This is a genomic window from Spirosoma sp. 209 (assembly GCF_002006735.1).
In the GTDB taxonomy this organism is placed as follows: Bacteria; Bacteroidota; Bacteroidia; order Cytophagales; family Spirosomataceae; genus Spirosoma; species Spirosoma sordidisoli.
In genome coordinates this window covers 42,237-61,186 of record NZ_MVEC01000018.1, presented here as the reverse complement: position 1 = coordinate 61,186, position 18,950 = coordinate 42,237, and the positions used below count along the sequence as shown (strand labels likewise).

Below are 18,950 nucleotides of genomic sequence, written 5' to 3'. Positions count from 1 at the left end.
AATGCAGGGTTTAATGTTTACAATTGTTAGTCTAGAACAACTTTGCGATTAGATCCGCTACTCGGCTAGAGTACCCAAACTCATTGTCATACCAGCCTACTACCTTAGCTAGTGTGCCATTTACGGTCGTCAACTTTGAATCAAAAATACAGGAGTGAGGGTTGCCAATGATATCGATCGATACAATCTCATCGGTTGAGTACTCAAGGATTCCTTTTAGTGGGCCTTCCGAAGCAGCTTTCAGCGCATTATTGATCTCCTCAACCGACGCTTCTTTTTTCAGGATGACCGTCAGGTCTGTCAATGAACCATCTGGCGTAGGTACCCGCATGGCATTGCCATCGAGTTTCCCTTTTAGCTGAGGTAATACGAGACCAACTGCTTTGGCAGCACCAGTCGAGGTTGGCACGATTGACAGAGCGGCAGCCCGGGCCCGACGTAGGTCAGAATGGGGAGCGTCCTGCAGGTTCTGGTCTGCTGTATAAGCGTGGATCGTAGTCATGTAACCTTTCTCGATTCCGAATACGTCGTCAAGTACCTTTGCCATCGGAGCAAGGCAGTTCGTCGTACACGAAGCGTTTGAAATAATGGTTTCGTCACCCGTAAGCGTATCGTCGTTTACGCCTAATACCACAGTTGGAATATTTCCTTTAGCAGGCGCTGAGATGATTACTTTTTTACAACCAGCCTGCAGGTGCATGCCCGCGCCAGCCTCATCAACAAAACGGCCGGTTGACTCCAGAACTACGTCAATTTCCAGTTGCTTCCAGGGAAGATTTTTAGGATCACGTTCGGCGTAGGCATTGATTCGTTTACCGTTTACGGTTATACTTTCGCTGTCTGACGATATGTCGCCCGAAAAACGGCCATGAACCGAGTCGTATTTCAGAAGATGAGCAAGTGTAGCATTATCTGTAAGGTCATTTATGGCCACTACTTCAATGTTATCTTTCTCGATCAACCGTCGGAAGGATAAACGACCGATTCTACCAAAGCCATTAATGGCAACGCGTATTTTTTCCATGAACTGATAGATGTTAGTTTTCGGGGTCAAATATACTGATTAAATAAAAAATCCCCGAGTTTGAATCAAGATAGAGCAGAGGAATACTAAACGCCATGAATTAGTAAAACACAATCTTAATTTTAGCAAAATACGATTGTTAGTAAATAATTTAGCAAATAAGCGCTAATATACTAATAATCTGTAGCAAATAGGGGTGTAATTACTACAAATATTGGCAATATACTATAATAATACTAAAAATAACTAATTTTTATCAATTTGTTGCTAATTTACTAATATTGTTTTTAGTATTGCTGCTAAGTTGTTTTTAAGCCGTGCTGTATAACAATAGGAGTGAAATACATCACTTTATGAAATCACTTTTATTCGGTTTCGCCACACTCTTGTAGAAAAAATACTCGTTGCTGCATTTGGATTGTCAGCAACGACCCAAACAACTATTAAAACTACTTTCTATAGAATAGTTAAACGCAATTCATTTTATAAGACACCGCTACTATGATACTCGTATTTCCAGGCTAGTGATACTATTTCAATCGTTTCATTATGCTTATATTCTGCTGTGGCAGCTTACGCGTATTCAGTCGTACAACAGAACCGGTCTTATACGCGTAAGCTGCCACAGCGACAGTAACATTTTATGTTAGGCTGAATAAGTCTATTACACTTCTGAACCAAGCGAGATCGTACAGTCATGTACTGGAGCTGACTACCCACTCTCATTTAAAAAAAGCCGGCAACAACCTATGGCATCGACTTTGCATTGATAAATTGTAGCCTCTATTCTCGTGTATGTTATTCCTCATCGCAACACAGATCGTTTTAAAAAATTAAAGACATATATTTCAGATATAAGATTCTGATCATTACATTTGAAGAGAGAATAGAAGATAAAACTATAATATAAATAGCTCACAGAACATTATTCGGCACCTAACTAATTAGTCATGATATTCAACAAGTTATAATCTGTTTAGTGAACCTTTACTTTAAATTAATGAAGCAATTAGTCGAAGAAATCTGGGCTGATCGAACTTTACTGGCTCAACCAGAATCACTAGTAAGCATCCGTAGTGTAATTGCCCAATTAGATAGGGGAGAGCTCCGCGTAGCCGAACCATCTTCCACAGAAGAAGGGGCGTGGGTGGTCAACGAGTGGGTAAAAAAAGCCATACTACTCTATTTTGTCAGCCAGTCCATGAAACCCGAGGAAGTCGGAATTTTTTCGTTTCATGACAAGATTCCTCTAAAAACTGACTACAGCCAGCGTCAGGTTCGCGTAGTACCGCCGGCAGTTGCCCGTTACGGCTCTTACCAGGCTCCCGGCGTTATACTTATGCCATCCTACGTTAATATTGGTGCATACGTAGATGAGCGGACCATGGTCGATACCTGGGCTACTGTCGGAAGCTGTGCTCAGATTGGCAAAGACGTTCATCTAAGTGGTGGAGTAGGAATCGGTGGTGTGCTCGAGCCACCGCAGGCAGCACCCGTCATCGTAGAAGATGGCGCTTTTATCGGCTCCCGCTGTATTGTTGTGGAAGGCGCTCACATTGGCAAACGAGCCGTTCTGGGGGCTGGCGTCACGATCACCGGCTCCTCTAAAATTATTGATATCACAGGCAACGAGCCCGTTGAGTATACAGGTTTTGTCCCGGCTAACTCAGTAGTTATTCCAGGGAGCTTTGCTAAACGATTCCCAGCAGGGGAGTTTTACGTTCCCTGTGCCATGATTATCGGCCAGCGGAAGCCGTCTACTGACCTGAAGACATCCCTTAATGAAGCGCTCCGGGAAAATAATGTCAGTGTATAAATAATGGTGTGAAAGCTGAACGAGAGATTCGTGGTATCCATTTGTAATTCATTCAGTAAATTCACATATATCATTTACACTTTGGTCAATTTACGCAAAAATACACTATTTACAATAGTGTATTTTTGCGTAAATTGACCAAAGTGTTTTACATTTATAAGTAATTTATTTATGTTTGTAACATATCAGCTTTCCTGTAACGATATGAACATAAATGACAAGATTAAACAGATTCTGATCGAGCGTAACTTCACCCCGTCTTATTTTGCTGACGAAATTGGTGTGCAGCGATCGAGTATATCCCATATTCTGTCGGGTCGGAATAGACCTAGTTTTGATATTATTCAGAAAATAATCCGTCGCTTTCCTGAGCTGGGCTATGAATGGATTATGGAGGAAGACAACCAACCTGCACCAACTCCAGCCCAGTCAACCTCAACATCCCGGTATTTAAATCCTCAGCCCGTCCCAGCTTCATCGGGCGACAACCGGTACGAATCCCGACAAGGTAACTCAGGCCCGGTTTATTCGTCTCCAGCACGTCTGGCGTCAGTAGCACCGATCCGCACCCAGCGCCACGAAATTGCGGCTGCACCGCCTGACATTTCTGTCCCAGATCCGGTTGCAGATTCAGTCGATTCTACGGCCGGTGCTGTGGTGAAGAAAGTAGAACGAATTTTGATTTTTTACAGCGATGGATCATTTCGGGAATACACACCCGCTTAGATTAGTCCAGTGCTTCGGCTTGAAGTAACCCTTTATTTTAGACTCAAAAACGCCCTCTACTGCCTTTCAAGGGCAATTTTGACTAAAAAAAGCCTAAGTCTTTGTAAAGCAGTACATTAACGTTCCACGTGGATAACTTGTGGACAGGCTGTGGATTACGGTCTCTCAATTTGTTGTATAATTTATATTATGTTAAGTAATGATTTCTAAATAAGGGCTGGTCTATGGCCAGCCCTTACCTATTTCAGCTTATTTGCTTTCTACGCAAACGATCTTGCGCTCTTCATACTGTTTCAGGATATTCTCCAGGTTGGTCAGGTTTTCGACCAGATCCGCTTCTTCCTTCACGCTTTTAGCTTTCTGGAAATATGGAAGCGCCTGTTTGAATTTACCGCAAACACGGCCGTCAACTTCTTTACCACGTTTATTGTACTCAGCCATATCCATACCGTCAACAGCTTTCTTCATTTCAACCCCGTCGTTGAAATAAGCCACGCCCAGGTTGAAATTAGCGTCGTAGTTAGCCGGATCGATGGCGAGCGCTTTCATGTAGCTCTCTTTGGCCAGCGCCCGCTGATCGGCGTTTTTCTTAATCAGGTCGGCCAGCTTCGCTTCGTTGCCGGCGGTGCTTGAGCTTTTGGCAGCCTCTTCTTTAGCCTGGGTTTCCAGTTGCGCCAAAGCAGCTTTCGTATCAGCTTGACGCTTAGTTACGTCGGCCAGCTGACGCTTGGCATCGGCGTTCTTGGGCTCTTTCTTTACCTTAGCCGTAAGCCGGGTAATCTCGCCGTTGATCGCGTCAAGTGCGTCTTTCTGAGCCGCCAGTTTCTTGGTTATATCACCCCCTTTTTTGGTCTCTTCCGACAGTTTCCGGATTTCGGTCTGCATGCCGTTGGCTGCATTATCGTACAGAATACCCAGGTTAGCGATGTTCTGCGCATTGTTTGGCTCCCGTTGTACCAGTTGCTTGTAGCCTTCAATAGCTTCGTCGATCCGGTTCGTCGCCAGCATGATGTTGATCCGCTCGTTTGACAGGTCCTTGTTGGTAGGTGCCATGGCAATACCTTTATCCAGGGTAGCCAGTGCTTTGTCAATCTCGTTATCGGCGCGGTACAGCATAGCCAGCGAGCCATAAATGGTAGCATCCTTACCGCCGGCGGTCATGTATTTTTCCAGCTGCGTTTTGGCGGTAGCATTGTCTTTGATCTGCTGAGCAGCAATAGCCGTGTAGAGCGGAGCCAGCGTATCCGTTGGCGTGATTTCTCCGGCAATCAGCATCGACTTCATCGCTTCAGCATAATTCTTATTCTGAAACTTGGCTACCCCCTGCTGCATGAAAGCGCCATACATAGCCTGGCTCTTCATGGCCTCCTGAGCTTCCTTGGCCAGCCGACCCGGACCACCTTTTTTGTCCTTATCGAGTTCAACTACCTTGGTGTAAGCTTCCTGAGCTTTGGTTGCCGCCATAGAATCTAACCGGATATACTGGCCAGCTATGCTCTGGTAAGTTTTGGCCCGGTCCATCCAGGTTGATGCTTTAGCCGAGGCCTTAGCATCCGTGATGTCTTTATCACTCTTTTCCTTATCCTTCTTCACGGCATCCATAGCAGCCTGATCGAGTACCGATGCAGCGCCCTGTCCTTGTTGCTGAGCCTGCACCCGCGTACCAAGAGCGAGAAAGCAAACCATCAGCACGAAATAGATTGATTTCATGTGTTAATTGGGATTGTTTTTGTTTCAGAAACGAAATTACGGAATCAATCCGTATAAGCATAGACGGGCAGGAATTGTTTGAGCCGCTGGTCCTGATTGATTACAACCAGCACCAGCGGCTCAAACAAACGTATACCGGGAAATTATACAATTATTCAGAGGCTTCCGCTACCTGTACGGCCGGTTCCTCCTCGCCATCTTCCTGTTTGATTTTGGTGACAGACGAAATGGCATCGCCGTCACGCAGGCTAATCAGCCGCACCCCCTGGGTGTTCCGCCCGATCACACTAATGTCAGACACTGGGGTACGAATAGCGATACCTGATTTGTTGATGATCATCAAATCGTCGTTATCTGCCACATCGAGGATCGCTACCAGCCGGCCTACTTTCTCGGTCACCTTCAGAGTTCCTACTCCTTTGGCGCCCCGGTTGGTAATCCGGTACTCATCGATTTCAGAGCGCTTTCCGTAACCTTTTTCCGAAACCACCAACAGCTGGGCCTCGGTAGAACCGATGCAAACCATACCGACCACGTGATCAGTCGTATCCTCATCGTCGAGCGAGATACCGCGCACACCGGTAGCCGTACGACCCATGGGCCGTACCCGGCTCTCGTGGAAACGAACCGCTTTGCCGGCACTTGACGCAATCACGATGTCGTTATCGCCATTGGTCATACAGACGCCGATCAGCTGATCATCCTCATCGATGGTAATGGCAATAATACCGTTCTGGCGCGGCCGGGAATACGCTTCGAGCATGGTCTTTTTGATCGTGCCCTGCCGCGTACACATCACAATGTAGTTATTGTTGATGTAGTCCTCATTCTTCAGATCGGTCACGTTGATTACCGCGCGCACCTTATCGTCTGATTCGATATTGATAAAGTTGGCCAGCGGCCGTCCTTTCGACGTACGCGATCCTTCGGGCAGTTCGTATACCGGTAACCAGTACAGTCTGCCTTTCTGGGTAAACGCCAGCAGGGTATTGTGCATCGTGGCCGTGAAGAGATGCTCGGTAAAGTCTTCTTCCTTGGTCACGGCGGCTTTGGCACCCACCCCACCCCGGCTCTGCGAGCGGTACTCGGTCGTTGGCGTCCGTTTGATGTACCCTTCGTGCGAAATGGTGATGACCATATCGTCATCGGCAATCAAAGACAGATCGCTGATGTTTCCGTCGCCCAGCGGGTTGATTTCAGTACGACGCGGATCCCCATAACGAGCCCGGATATCGAGCAGCTCTTCTTTGATGACCTGACGCTTGCGATCTTCGCTGGCCAGAATCTCTTTCAGACCGGCAATCTCCTGCATCAGTTCGTCGTACTCGGCCTGCAGCTTATCCCGCTCCAGACCGGTCAAACGCTGTAACCGCATTTCCAGAATAGCCTTCGCCTGCACATCGCTCAGCGAGAAACGCTCCATCAGACCCGTACGGGCAATTTCGGGATCACGCGAGGAACGGATCAGCTCAATCACGGCGTCGATGTTGTCGAGCGCAATCAGCAGGCCTTCCAGAATGTGAGCCCGTTTTTCGGCTTCACGCAGTTCGTACTGAGTCCGGCGGGTTACCACCTCGAAACGGTGTTCGACATAGTACCGCATCATGTCCTTCAGGTTCAGCAGCATAGGCCGTCCTTTTACGAGGGCTACGTTGTTGATGCTGAACGACGACTGAAGGGCCGTATGCTTATAGAGGTTGTTGAGTACTACGTTGGGAATAGCATCTTTCCGCAGGTCATAGACCACCCGAAGGCCATCCCGGTCCGACTCGTCACGGAAGGCGCTGATCCCTTCGATTTTTTTATCGTTGATCAACTCAGCGGTTTTCTCGAGCATAACCGCCTTATTGACCATGTAGGGTACATCGGAAACGATGATCTGGGTTTTGCCCCGATTCTCTTCAATCGTTGCATTGGCCCGCATCACTACGCGGCCCCGCCCGGTTTTATAGGCCGACTTCACCCCTTCCATGCCGTAAATGGTAGCTCCCGTCGGGAAGTCAGGGGCTTTCACGTGCTGCATCAGGTCTTCGATCGAAATATCCTGATCGTCCAGATACGCAATGATTCCGTCTACCACTTCGGTCAGGTTGTGCGGAGCCATGTTTGTGGCCATCCCGACAGCAATCCCCGACGAACCGTTCAACAGCAGGTTGGGGAGTTTGGCGGGCATAACGCTCGGTTCTTCCAGCGAGTCGTCAAAGTTGGGCTGAAAATCGACCGTTTCCTTGTATATGTCCGACAGGATCTCGTCGGCAATTCGCTTCAGCCGGGCCTCCGTATACCGCATGGCGGCCGGCGAATCGCCGTCGATGGAACCGAAGTTTCCCTGACCGTCGACGAGCGGATACCGCAGCGACCAGTCCTGGGCCATCCGGACCATGGTATCATAAACCGACGAGTCACCATGCGGATGGTATTTACCAAGTACCTCTCCAACGATACGGGCCGATTTCTTGTGTGGCTTGTTGTAATTGACTCCCAGTTCCGCCATACCAAACAGAACCCGGCGATGCACCGGTTTCAGACCGTCACGAACGTCGGGCAGAGCACGCGAAATGATAACCGACATCGAATAGTCGATGTAGGCACCACGCATTTCGTCCTCAATGTTAATGGGAATGATGTTACTGGGTGATTCGAGGTCGGGATTTTCTTCCGCCATGTGTTCAGTATATTTCGCAGAAAATTACTATTCCGGCCCACACCCTGCGCATGAGCCGCTGTATAGACAAATATACAAATTTTTCGCATCAAAAGGAAACAATACCGGCAAAACGGCCAAAAACGACGGTAAAAGCCCCATATGAACCCGATGCGAAACAGCTGACCAACCCCTCGACGGCCCCTCTCCTATTCCAGATCAAATACAATTCTATTTCAAGACAAACACAGCACAGAAAACGCTGTACGCAGCTAGTTTTATGGGATGAGCCCATGTTTTTACATAGCCGTTTGAGGACCAGCCAATTGGTACTGAAAAAGATCAAATACATTGTTTTCTACGTTCCGCACCCGCCCGCAGATCCCCGGCCGATTCGCCCCGTTGCCACGCTTCGCAGGCCGCTTGCCGGTTACCACTCGCCTGCTCGGCCTGACCGAGGTAATAATACAGGTCATCAACCGATGCATCCAGTCGCTCGGCCTGCCGAAAAGACGCCAGTGCTTTTACGCCTTCCTGCCGGTTCAGGTAGTAAATACCAGTGGTTCGGTGAGCCCAGGCATTATCGGGATCCAGCCGCAGCGATTCCTGCACGAGCGGCAGGGCCTCCTCACTCCGGTTCAGCATCAGCAACAGATAGGCTTTATTGTTCAGGTAATAGGGCTGGTCAGGCTGCACCAGCAGCGCCCGATCCACGTACGTCAGCGCATCGGTATAGTTCTCAGCCCTGGCCAGCAGCAGACTCAGGTTGTTCAGAGCGGCATCCTGCTTAGGGTTGAGCAGCAGCGCCTGACGAATATCCGATTCGGCCTGTTCATAGGCTTTCTGGCTGTACAGCAGGGCACCCCGATTGGTGAGGGCTTCCGCATTTTTTGGATCGAGTTGTACGGCCCGGTCGTAAGCAGCCTGGGCGGGAGCCGGTTTGTTGAGTCGAACGTAACTATCGGCGAGTCGGACCTGGTAAAACGAAGAGTCTTTGTATTCCCGCTCGATCCGTTGCAGATCGGCCAGGCTCCCGGCGGCATCACCGGTTTCGAGCCGCACCTCAGCCCGGTTCAGGTAGGTAGCGCCGAAGTCAGGGTCGGTATCAATGGCGCGGTTGTAATCGGCCAGGGCCCCTTCCCGATCGCCGTTCCGATATTTCGCCAGGCCTCTATTGTTGTACGCATCGGCAAAATCGGGCTTTTTGTCGAGCGCTTCTGTATAATAGCGTATGGCTTCCCGGTATTCGCGCTTCTGGAGTTGCAGGTTTCCACGCAGAAAAAACTGAGCCGCTTCGTCGGCGTTACTGTCCGAGCAGCCCGAACCGACAGCTAGTACGAGCAGCAACAGGAACAGTGTATATCGTGCATATTGCAGCCGGGCCGGGCGTCCTGTCTGTTCTTTTGCCGTCTGCCCCTCTTGAATTGATGAATCGGTTGGTAAACTGATTTGCGTCGTCATTGGTTGATGTTACGTAAACAGTACGCTTATTAGCCCTCAACATGCGTTTCGTTCAGGACATTCCCCACCCGCAGTTTCGAATAGGCCTCTACGCCTGGAATGGCAAATATATCCTCAAAATAGAGGCAGGACCTTATGAACAAACATACAAGGTAAGCGAAATGGACGTTGCCGACAGTGCCGATGTGCTTCAGATGCTGGATACGGACTTTCTGAATCGGGTGACTCAACGTTTTGCCGACATGGACACCGACTGGCAGGCTACCGGCGAACGGAATGAGGTGTTTTAACCTGACGATCAGCCACTCGGCCCGGGTCGATTGCCCCGCCCTCTCTGTGAGCGGACACAGGTAGTCTTCTCATATCTACCTGTACAGCGACGCGACGGTATCACGACACTGATAACCTGTTTTTATAGACCATAACCAATAGTTGGGCGAATTCTGAACCATACCCTTCCCTATTTTATTTAGTATTGTAGATCCCATTCACCCGACACACGCCGATGATCACCGGCGTTTCGTTTTACTTAAATAGTCTTTTAATTCTATAGACAATATACCTTATGTCTATTCAGCTCACCGACAACGTTAGTTCTGCCGCCCGGCGCGACATACTCGATCTGGACCGGAGAATCCGTTCGTTCCAATCGGGGGATATTGCCGACGAAGCCTTCCGGAAGTTTCGACTGACGCGGGGCGTATACGGTCAGCGTCAGCCCGGCGTGCAGATGATCCGGATCAAACTGCCCCATGGCCGCATTACCGCTAATCAGCTGGTTCGGATCGCTGATCTGTCGGATCAGTATGCGACCGGTAATCTGCACGCTACAACCCGTCAGGATATCCAGCTCCACTTCGTCAAACTGGCCGACTCGCCCCAGCTGTGGGCCGACCTCGAAGACGCTAGTATTACCCTGAAAGAAGCCTGTGGCAATACGGTACGCAACGTGACCGGGTCGGCCCGCGCCGGCATCGACCCCGACGAGCCGTTCGACATAACTCCCTACGCCTACGCTATTTTCGACTACTTTCTGCGGAATCCGATCTGTCAGGATATGGGTCGTAAGTTTAAGATATCCCTGTCGTCGAGTGAAAAGGATTCGGCTTACGGCTACATGCATGATGTGGGACTCATTCCCCGCCTTCAGGACGGCAAACGAGGGTTTAAAGTGATGCTGGGCGGTGGCCTGGGGGCTCAGCCCTTTCCGGCTCAGACCGCCTATGAGTTCCTGGAAGAGGACCGGACCATTCCCTTCATCGAAGGGGTTATCCGGGTATTCGACCGGTATGGAGAGCGTGTCAAACGCCACAAAGCCCGTATGAAGTACCTCCTCAACGACATTGGCCTGGACGAGCTGCTTCGGCGGGTGGATGAAGAAACACCAGCCCTCCGCAACAAGGTCTACACCATTGATGCCACTGAGCAGTCACCCGTACTACCCGAGGACCTCCCCGCTCCTGATTTGTCGGCACACGAAGCGATACTTGCTTCTAATCCGGCCTATGCCACCTGGTTCAAGACCAACGTCTTTGAACAGAAGCAGGCTGGCTGGTATGCCGTACAGCTCCGGGTACTGCTGGGGGATATGAATTCAGACACGGCCCGTGCGCTGGCCAGTGTGGTCAGGCAGTATGCAGCCGATGACATTCGGGTTACTGTAAACCAGGGGTATCTGCTTCGGTATATCCGCCCCACCGACCTGCCCGCGGTGTTCACGGCCCTTAGCACGCTGGGACTGGCCACGCCCGGTTTTGACACCACGGCCGATATTACGACCTGCCCCGGCACCGACACCTGTAACCTGGCCATCTCGAGCAGCTACGGCATTACCCGCGCTCTGGAGCAGATGATGCACGACGAATTCCCGGATCTGGTCTTCAATGACGATATCAAGATCAAGATTTCGGGCTGTATGAACGGCTGTGGACAGCACTCGGTCGCCAATATCGGGTACCACGGCTCATCGCTGAAAAATGGAGCGTACGTGTTGCCAGCCCTGCAGGTATTGCTGGGTGGTGGCTTCAACGGCAAGGGCGAAGGACTGATTGGGGATAAAGTCATCAAGATTCCTTCCAAACGCGGACCTGACTCCCTCCGGCTGCTTCTGCGCGACTATGAAGCCAATGGTTTCGACGGCGAGTACTATAGCGATTATTACGCGCGTCAGGGTAAAAACTATTTTTATCAGTTGCTCAAGCCCCTGGCCGATCTGAAAACCCTGGTCGATACCGATTACATTGACTGGGACCATACGGAACAGTACGTTACCGAAGTTGGCGTAGGCGAGTGTGCCAGTGTGCTTATTGACCTGGTTGCTACCACGCTGACCGAAGCGGCTGAAAAAATGGAATGGGCTCGGGAAGCGTACCACGACAGCCGATGGGCCGACGCCGTATATCATGCTTATAACGTGTTCATCACCGGTGCCAAAGCAGCCTTGATGAGCCGGGATATCCCCACGAATACCCAGCACGGTATTGTCAGCGACTTCGACAAAACGTTTGCGGGTGAACCTGGCTTTCACCCAGCCGAAGGCGATTTCAAAAGTCGGGTGTTCAGCATTAACAAGCAGGAGCCTTCCGAGGCCTTTGCCACCCAGTTTATGACGGATGCCGACATCTTCCTGAAGGCGGTACAAGCCTACCGCGACGTCCAGATTGAGCGGGAAGGAATGCCCGAACTTCAGGAACTGGTTCAGGCTAAAGACAGCTAAATCAACGTGCGCGCGAAGAAGCAGGGGGATGAGCCCGCTTCATCAGTCGATTCTTTACACGACTTGTCCCTTATTGATATGAAACTTACCCTGGTTGGCGCGGGTCCCGGCGATCCCGATCTGATTACCCTGAAAGCCATCAAGGCCCTACAGGCGGCCGACGTAGTCATGTACGATGCGCTGGTTGCTCCGGAGTTGCTCGACTACTGCAAACCGGCTGCCCTCAAGGTATACGTAGGCAAGCGGAAAGGGGCCTACAGTTGTATGCAGGAAGACATCAATCCGCTGATCGTTCATTATGCCCGCCAGTATGGGCATGTTGTCCGACTGAAAGGCGGAGATCCATTCGTGTTTGGGCGGGGTTATGAAGAAGCCGATTACGCCAGCCAGCACGGGCTTGACGTCGCCATCGTGCCCGGCATCTCGAGTAGTTATTCAGTTCCAGCCTCGGCCGGGGTACCGCTGACGAACCGGGGCGTATCGGAAAGCTTCTGGGTTGTTACCGGCACTACAAAAGATGGCCAGCTTTCCCGCGATATGCAGCTGGCGGCCCAGTCGTCGGCTACCGTAATCGTACTGATGGGTATGCACCAGCTTGCCAAAATAGTAGCGCTGTACGAGTCAATCGGCAAAGCGGAACTACCGGTCGTCATCATCCAGAATGGCACGACCCCTGATGAACGGATGGTAGCGGGTCGGGTATCGACCATTCAGGAGCAGGTACAAACGGAAGGAATCGGCAATCCGGCCGTCATTGTACTGGGCGAGGTAGCAGGTTTGCCAGTAGCCGGCTGGCACAAACAGGTTCATGAGCTGGCGCTGCCTACTCAGGCGTAACCGCCATAAATACAAGTAAAAAGCCGTATGGTTTCGAAACCATACGGCTTTTTTTTACCGTTGACACAGTAGGTTAACCGTTGGTATACTTCTTCAGTTTTTACACTAGTAGAATTGTAGACATATTAGTACCTTTAGCCGCAATACAAGCTGACGCTGAGCCAACTACTCTTTTTTATACCTAATCCTGAACTCATTTCCGGAGACTCTCTGGTATGATACGCATTCATGACGCCTACCTCCGTTGGTTAGGCCCTGCGCTGTTATTTTTATTTGGCACTGTCTTTTTTAGGCTTTCTTTTTGGCTGGAAGCCTCTTCATCGTTGCTCCTCCACGCTACGCTGGTAGGTCTGGCAGCGGGTTACCTGTTCTGGCAGATCAGCCGTTGGGTCGTTTTACGGATGCAACAGGAGTTTCCAGGGCTGGAACAGACCCGGCAAAGGCTGATTATGCTGCTGTTGATAGCTCCCATACTGGTTAACGCGGCCGTTTTTTTTCGGTTTGGTGTCCACCTGCTGCTGGGCTCCCGCACCACGCTCTGGCTCGGTCTGGTGGACTACACCACGTCGCTGGGGATCCAGCTCTTTTACCATGTCGTGTATTTCAGTATCTACGAAGGCCTGTATGTTGTTCGCCAATGGCGGGAAACCTGTATTGAGAAAGAAGACCTGATTAAATCCCAGTGGCAAAGCCGCTTCAACTCACTCAAAAGCCAGGTCAACCCCCATTTTCTGTTTAATTCTCTCAATACCCTGTCGGTATTGATTGACGAGTCACCCGCTCAGGCCAGCCGGTTTGTCGACGAATTATCTTCCATCTACCGGTATCTGCTACAGGCCAACGACCGAGAGCTGATTACCCTCGGCACCGAGCTAACGTTTATCGAGTCGTATACGAACCTGCTCAGGACGCGCCATGGCACAGGCATCGACGTACGTATAGCCGTAGCCGATCCGTACCTGTCCAGTTCACTCCCCCCGCTCACCTTACAGCTACTGGTCGAAAATGCCGTAAAGCATAACATCGTTCTGCCCGACCAGCCCCTGTTCATTGAGATCAGCACCACGGACGCGGGGCAGCTTCGGGTCCGGAACAACCTGCAACGCAAAAACCGATGGGTCAGCAGCACGGGCATCGGCCTGACCAATATCGCGGCTAAATACCGGATGCTGACCCAGACCGATATTATCGTTCAGGATAGAGACGGCTATTTCACCGTCCTGCTTCCCCTCCTGAACGAGCCCGTTCAGGCTGCCGTTTACCAGGGAGATTCTGTCTATCCAGCTTAGCTCCTGGTTACGAACGCAATCAGCTCATCGGCGGTCAGTTTCTCCTGGACGCCGGTCAGCATGTTTTTTAGCGTAAGCTGCCCCGTCTGCACTTCTTCTGAGCCGATCAGAACGACCAGCGGAATCCGCTTGGCGTTGGCGTAATCGAGCATCTTCTTAACCTTGGCCAGATCGGGGTACATCTCGGCCGACGTGTCGGCTTGCCGAAGTTGATTTAATAGCGGTAAGGCTACAGCGCGGCCATCGGCGTCGAACGGAACCAGCAGCACGGCCGTACCCTGCCCCGCATCGGCCGGGAACAGGCTAAGCTCTTCCATGACATCGTAGATCCGATCGACGCCAAAGGAGATACCCACCCCCGACAGCCGTTCCGAGGTGCCGAATGCGCTGGTCAGGTTATCGTACCGTCCCCCTCCGCTGATGCTGCCAATCGAAACGCCCAGCGCTTTAACTTCAAAAATAGCCCCGGTATAGTAGGATAGGCCACGCGCCAGGGTGACGTCGAGTTCGGTTTTCGACTGGTCGAGACCATACTGACTGACCAGTTGCAGCGTTTCCTGTAACTCGGCAATGCCCCGCTGCGCGGTTTCGGACGAGGCAAGCCATTCTTTCAGCCTGGCCAGCACCGCGTCCGTGCTCCCCTCCACCGAAAAGATGGGCATGAGTGCAGTCAGGGACTCCTCCGAAAAGCCCCGTCCACGAAGTTCGTCCAGCACCTTCTCCTGACCGATCTTATCCAGCTTATCGATCGCGACGGCCAGCGCTCCCTCCTGCCCCGGCATACCGATCATCTCGGCAATTCCGGTCAGAATTTTCCGGTTGTTGACTTTCAAGGCAAACTGCTCGATGCCGAGGTTACGCATCACTTCGTGCACCATCAGCACAATTTCGGCTTCGCACAGCAGCGAATCGGTACCGACCACATCGGCATCGCACTGGTAAAACTCCCGGTACCGGCCTTTCTGGGGACGATCGGCGCGCCAAACCGGCTGCATTTGGTACCGCTTAAACGGGAGGGCCAGCGCGTGCCGGTTCATGACCACGTAACGGGCAAAGGGAACGGTCAGATCGTACCGCAGGCCTTTTTCGGCTATTCGGGGTAACAGGGCTTTTGAATGGAGGGGCAGCTGATCGGCTCCGTCAGCGGTCAGGCCGGCCGCAAAATCGCCTGAGTTCAGAATCTTGAATAAGAGTTGGTCACCTTCATCGCCGTATTTGCCGGTGAGCGTAGACAGGTTTTCCATGGCGGGCGTTTCGAGCGGCAGAAATCCAAACCGCTTGAAGGTTGCCCGGATTGTATCGAATATAAACAGCCGTTTGCTCATCTGCTCCGGCCCAAAGTCACGTGTTCCTTTAACGAGGGATGGTTTCATACCGCAAAGGTACAACAGCCGTTCCAACCAGTCTATCCTGGTCGGCCATAACCATCACCCGCTCCGGTCATGTCTATACGCGCCCCCGGCGTATTTTCGGCCACCGGACCAGGCTGACAAAAGGTACATCTATTGAATACCTGGAGGAGATGCGTGGAAACAAGCTGGCCGATGGCGATACGGCATGATAAGCCATACCGGGTATTACTTGCCAAACAGGCCAATAAATACAGCCGAAACCTGTTTTGCTGTCGTAAAATTCCTTACTTTTGCGGTCTGAATTCAGGAACTGACTAAAAAATACAGGTATACCGTCATGGCAATTACAGAACTGAAGCGCAAAGGCCGGAAGAACCGGGCTATTGCCAATAACAAAACCAACGCCATCAAACAACTGCTGCGTAAGCCAACGATCAAGAACGTTGACATCGAAGCCATCAAGGCATCGTTTGCTGAGAAGAAAGCCTAAGGTTCTTTTCGCAGTACGGAATCAGACCTCATCCCGACCGGATGAGGTTTTTCGTTTTTTGCTCCCCCCCCGCTGATCCCGCTTTTTCAGTTCACGGCGCACAAACCGGCGATAGTCGAGCTGCACCCGAAAGCGGACCGCCTGCCCAAACAACGACAACCCACCGTTGACTAGGATAAGCCCATAGGCGCCCCACAGAAACCACTGTCTGAAGGGCGCACCGGTATGTTTGGCATAACCGGCTTCGCTGACCACACACAGCCCGGCCCCGATCAACGCCAGACTAATAGGAGCCAGCAGTAACCATTTGGTTCGGGTGGTCATCCGGTTGACTAACCGACGACCCGGTGGTGGGGGGATTTTAGCCATGTATATACGTCTCTATCGGAGGGGTAAATCTACAACGGAGAGCCGTTTATTTTGTTAACATTGGCTTAACATCTTAGGATGGGTAGTCGATCGATGCGCCGGTCTCCCTGAATTCTCTGGGTTCCCGAAGTCGCTTCCAGCCTTCGCTCAGGAACCCGATGCCATAACCGGTCAACTGGACAAAAGCCGCCAGAACACTCAAGGCGCCTACCTGGATGCTTTTCTGCTGCCGGGTCCCGTCTATGAAAACAAGCAGGGAGAACAGTACCAGCACCCCAACCGCCAGCCCGAACGGGACCGGGCTGATCAGGGCCCATACTGGTATTGACGCCAGAAACAGGGTAAACAAAGCCGGAAACGTGTGAACCAGCTTCAGCTCGGCCGGGTAATAGCGGGAGATATTGATCCGGGCGCGGCCAAAAAACCGAAGTTGCCGAAAAAACTGTCCGAAACTCGTACGCCGTTTGTGATAAATAAATGCCTCAGGGATCAGACCGGTCGTGAAGCCCGATTCAATGATCCGAATGGCGAATTCGATGTCCTCCCCCATCCGGCTCAGGCGATACCCCCCGGTCTTCTCCCAGACCTGCCGCGACAGACCCATGTTGAAACTGCGGGGGTGAAAGGTACCTCCCAGATTTTTTTTGCTTCCCCGGATGCCTCCGGTGGTAAACGGGGAGGTCATCGAGTAACTGATCGCCTTCTGGATCGGGGTGAAATCCGGGTGAGCCGCATCCGGACCACCGTAGGCATCCAGTGAAGGCCGTCCCGGCTGGGTCTGGCCGGCCTGTAAACGCTCATTCACCACCGAGAAATAATGGGGAGGAATCAGCGCATCGGAATCGAATATAATGAAATAGTCTCCGGTGGCCCGCTCAAACCCGTAGTTTCGGGTAAAGCCCTGCCCGGAATTTGGTTTAGAGTAATACCGCACGTTCAGCCGGTCGGCAAAATCGGCTACCACCCCATCGGCTTTGGATACCGAACCGTCTTCAATGACCAGCACCTCAAAGTGGGTATATGTCTGCTTCGTTAAGCTTTCTAGCAGCTCCCGCAACTCATCGGGGCGGTTGAAGATGGGGATGATAACGGAAAAATACATGTCGGTTCAGGCTGGTGCGCGGCTGAGTGACCCACCGGTTGGGGGCCACTCAGTCCCCCATTAAGCGTTCGTCAGGGCGACGGTCAGACTTTCTTCGTTGGCCTGGATCACCTGATCGATCAGCTCGTCGGTCAGCGCCACCGACACAAACAGGCTTTCGAACTGCGATGGGGCCAGATAAACTCCCCGTTCGAGCATAGCGTGAAAATACCGGCCAAACAGCGGCAGGTCACACGTTTTGGCATCGGCGAAGTTAGACACCGACCGCTCAGTCATAAACAGGGTGAACATGGAGCCGATCTGGTTGATGGTAAACGGCAACCCGAGCTTGGCCAGGCTGTTGCTGAAACCGGTATGGAGTTTGGTACCGATCTCCTCCAGCCGCGAATAGACCCCCGGGTTGTCGTTCAGATGACGCAGCATGGCCAACCCGGCCGACATGGCAATCGGGTTGCCGGATAGGGTACCGGCCTGGTAGACCGGTCCGGCGGGCGATACCATATCCATGATGTCCCGTCGGCCTCCGTAGGCGCCTACCGGCATCCCCCCCCCAATGATTTTACCCATCGTTGTCAGGTCAGGGGTTATACCAAATCGCTCCTGGGCTCCGCCCCTGGCGAGCCGGAATCCCGTCATCACCTCATCGAAAATCAGCACGACCCCGTGCTTGTCGCAAAGCGAGCGGATACCTTCCAGAAACCCGGGTTCGGGCAGCACACAACCCATATTGCCGACCACGGGCTCCAGAATCAGGGCCGCTACCTGGTTGTGGTTATTCTCCAGCAGGACCTCAACAGCGGCCAGATCATTATAAGGAGCGGTCAGCGTGTCGGCGGCTGTGGCTTTGGTCACCCCCGGCGAATCAGGCACGCCCATGGTCATGGCGCCACTGCCGGCAGCGATCAGAAACGAGTCGCCGTGGCCGTGGTAACAGCCTTCAAACTTGATGATCTTGTCGCGGCCGGTAAAACCACGCGCCACCCGAATGGCAGCCATGGTCGCTTCCGTTCCGGAGTTGACCATTCTTACTTTCTCGACCGACGGAACCATACTGATGATCAGTTCGGCCATTTCTACCTCTTTCCGGGTAGGTGCCCCAAACGAGAATGAGTGTTGTATGGCATCACGAACGGCCTGTTCGACGGGCTCAAACGCGTGGCCAAGTATCATAGGTCCCCAGGAGTTGATCAGCTCGATGTACGACCGACCGTCCTCATCATAGATGTAAGGGCCTTTAGCCGACTTAATGAAGAGGGGACTTCCGCCCACCGCCCGAAACGCGCGAACGGGCGAGTTTACCCCACCAGGTATCAATTCTTTAGCTTTCTCGAACAGTTGTTGACTCGTTGTCATATCACTAGCTAGGTAAACGCGGGTAGCCGGCCAGCCGCTCAGGCGTATCCTGAGCGGAGGC

The 18,950-nt window shown here is 51.9% G+C and carries 16 protein-coding genes; 8 read left to right on the top strand and 8 right to left on the bottom strand.

Annotated features, from left to right (window positions below):
* Nucleotides 1–31: 31 nt before the first annotated feature.
* Entirely contained in the window at nucleotides 32–1,024 is a 993-nt protein-coding gene (gene gap, locus B1C80_RS23045) for a type I glyceraldehyde-3-phosphate dehydrogenase (RefSeq protein ID WP_077923611.1), read from the bottom strand.
* A 1,000-nt stretch (nucleotides 1,025–2,024) separates the two neighbouring features.
* On the opposite strand from gap, the gene B1C80_RS23040 reads away from it, so the two are divergent.
* Together B1C80_RS23040 and B1C80_RS23035 are read left to right on the top strand one after the other, a co-directional pair.
* Complete coding sequence (locus tag B1C80_RS23040; protein WP_077923583.1) at nucleotides 2,025–2,840, top strand: 2,3,4,5-tetrahydropyridine-2,6-dicarboxylate N-succinyltransferase; 816 nt, start codon at nucleotides 2,025–2,027, stop codon at nucleotides 2,838–2,840.
* A 204-nt stretch (nucleotides 2,841–3,044) separates the two neighbouring features.
* On the top strand, nucleotides 3,045–3,566 hold the full coding sequence (locus B1C80_RS23035) for a helix-turn-helix transcriptional regulator (RefSeq protein WP_077923582.1): 522 nt from the start codon (nucleotides 3,045–3,047) through the stop codon (nucleotides 3,564–3,566).
* Between the two features lie 249 nt (nucleotides 3,567–3,815).
* Here the strand turns inward: B1C80_RS23035 and B1C80_RS23030 are convergent, their stop codons facing one another.
* From B1C80_RS23030 to B1C80_RS23020, 3 genes are all read right to left on the bottom strand, one after another.
* On the bottom strand, nucleotides 3,816–5,276 hold the full coding sequence (locus tag B1C80_RS23030; RefSeq protein ID WP_077923581.1) for a tetratricopeptide repeat protein: 1,461 nt from the start codon (nucleotides 5,274–5,276) through the stop codon (nucleotides 3,816–3,818).
* Nucleotides 5,277–5,427: 151 nt separating this feature from the next.
* The gene (gene gyrA / locus B1C80_RS23025) at nucleotides 5,428–7,941 is read right to left on the bottom strand and encodes a DNA gyrase subunit A (RefSeq protein WP_077923580.1); all 2,514 of its coding nucleotides are present in this window, start codon (nucleotides 7,939–7,941) and stop codon (nucleotides 5,428–5,430) included.
* A 321-nt stretch (nucleotides 7,942–8,262) separates the two neighbouring features.
* Nucleotides 8,263–9,381, bottom strand: a complete 1,119-nt coding sequence (locus B1C80_RS23020; RefSeq protein WP_077923579.1) for a tetratricopeptide repeat protein — start codon at nucleotides 9,379–9,381, stop codon at nucleotides 8,263–8,265.
* A 41-nt stretch (nucleotides 9,382–9,422) separates the two neighbouring features.
* Between B1C80_RS23020 and B1C80_RS23015 the strand changes: the two genes are divergently transcribed.
* The 4 genes from B1C80_RS23015 to B1C80_RS23000 all read left to right on the top strand — a co-directional run bounded on the left by B1C80_RS23015 (nucleotide 9,423) and on the right by B1C80_RS23000 (nucleotide 14,223).
* The gene (locus B1C80_RS23015; protein WP_077923578.1) at nucleotides 9,423–9,671 is read left to right on the top strand and encodes a hypothetical protein; all 249 of its coding nucleotides are present in this window, start codon (nucleotides 9,423–9,425) and stop codon (nucleotides 9,669–9,671) included.
* Nucleotides 9,672–9,946: 275 nt separating this feature from the next.
* Nucleotides 9,947–12,097, top strand: coding sequence for a nitrite/sulfite reductase (locus B1C80_RS23010; RefSeq protein ID WP_077923577.1), 2,151 nt, complete (start codon nucleotides 9,947–9,949; stop codon nucleotides 12,095–12,097).
* 78 nt (nucleotides 12,098–12,175) lie between these two features.
* Nucleotides 12,176–12,934 carry a uroporphyrinogen-III C-methyltransferase gene (gene cobA, locus B1C80_RS23005; protein ID WP_077923576.1) on the top strand — a complete coding sequence of 253 codons (759 nt, stop codon included), beginning with the start codon at nucleotides 12,176–12,178 and terminating at the stop codon, nucleotides 12,932–12,934.
* Nucleotides 12,935–13,257: 323 nt separating this feature from the next.
* Nucleotides 13,258–14,223: a sensor histidine kinase gene (locus tag B1C80_RS23000; protein ID WP_236648900.1), complete on the top strand. Its 966-nt coding sequence runs from the start codon at nucleotides 13,258–13,260 to the stop codon at nucleotides 14,221–14,223.
* Here B1C80_RS23000 and hisS read toward each other — a convergent pair.
* Complete coding sequence (gene hisS, locus B1C80_RS22995; protein ID WP_077923574.1) at nucleotides 14,220–15,596, bottom strand: histidine--tRNA ligase; 1,377 nt, start codon at nucleotides 15,594–15,596, stop codon at nucleotides 14,220–14,222. The genes B1C80_RS23000 and hisS overlap by 4 nt on opposite strands.
* Here hisS and B1C80_RS22990 point away from each other — a divergent pair.
* The gene (locus B1C80_RS22990; protein ID WP_077923573.1) at nucleotides 15,587–15,784 is read left to right on the top strand and encodes a hypothetical protein; all 198 of its coding nucleotides are present in this window, start codon (nucleotides 15,587–15,589) and stop codon (nucleotides 15,782–15,784) included. The genes hisS and B1C80_RS22990 overlap by 10 nt on opposite strands.
* A 128-nt stretch (nucleotides 15,785–15,912) precedes the next feature.
* Nucleotides 15,913–16,065: a hypothetical protein gene (locus B1C80_RS28565; protein WP_165358882.1), complete on the top strand. Its 153-nt coding sequence runs from the start codon at nucleotides 15,913–15,915 to the stop codon at nucleotides 16,063–16,065.
* 21 nt (nucleotides 16,066–16,086) lie between these two features.
* Here B1C80_RS28565 and B1C80_RS22985 read toward each other — a convergent pair whose 3' ends face one another.
* From B1C80_RS22985 to hemL, 3 genes are all read right to left on the bottom strand, one after another.
* Complete coding sequence (locus B1C80_RS22985; RefSeq protein WP_077923572.1) at nucleotides 16,087–16,434, bottom strand: hypothetical protein; 348 nt, start codon at nucleotides 16,432–16,434, stop codon at nucleotides 16,087–16,089.
* A 73-nt stretch (nucleotides 16,435–16,507) separates the two neighbouring features.
* A complete protein-coding gene (locus B1C80_RS22980) occupies nucleotides 16,508–17,536 on the bottom strand; it encodes a glycosyltransferase family 2 protein (protein WP_077923571.1) in 1,029 nt (342 codons plus the stop codon).
* A 60-nt stretch (nucleotides 17,537–17,596) separates the two neighbouring features.
* Nucleotides 17,597–18,889, bottom strand: a complete 1,293-nt coding sequence (gene hemL, locus B1C80_RS22975) for a glutamate-1-semialdehyde 2,1-aminomutase (RefSeq protein WP_077923570.1) — start codon at nucleotides 18,887–18,889, stop codon at nucleotides 17,597–17,599.
* Nucleotides 18,890–18,950 lie beyond the last annotated feature (61 nt).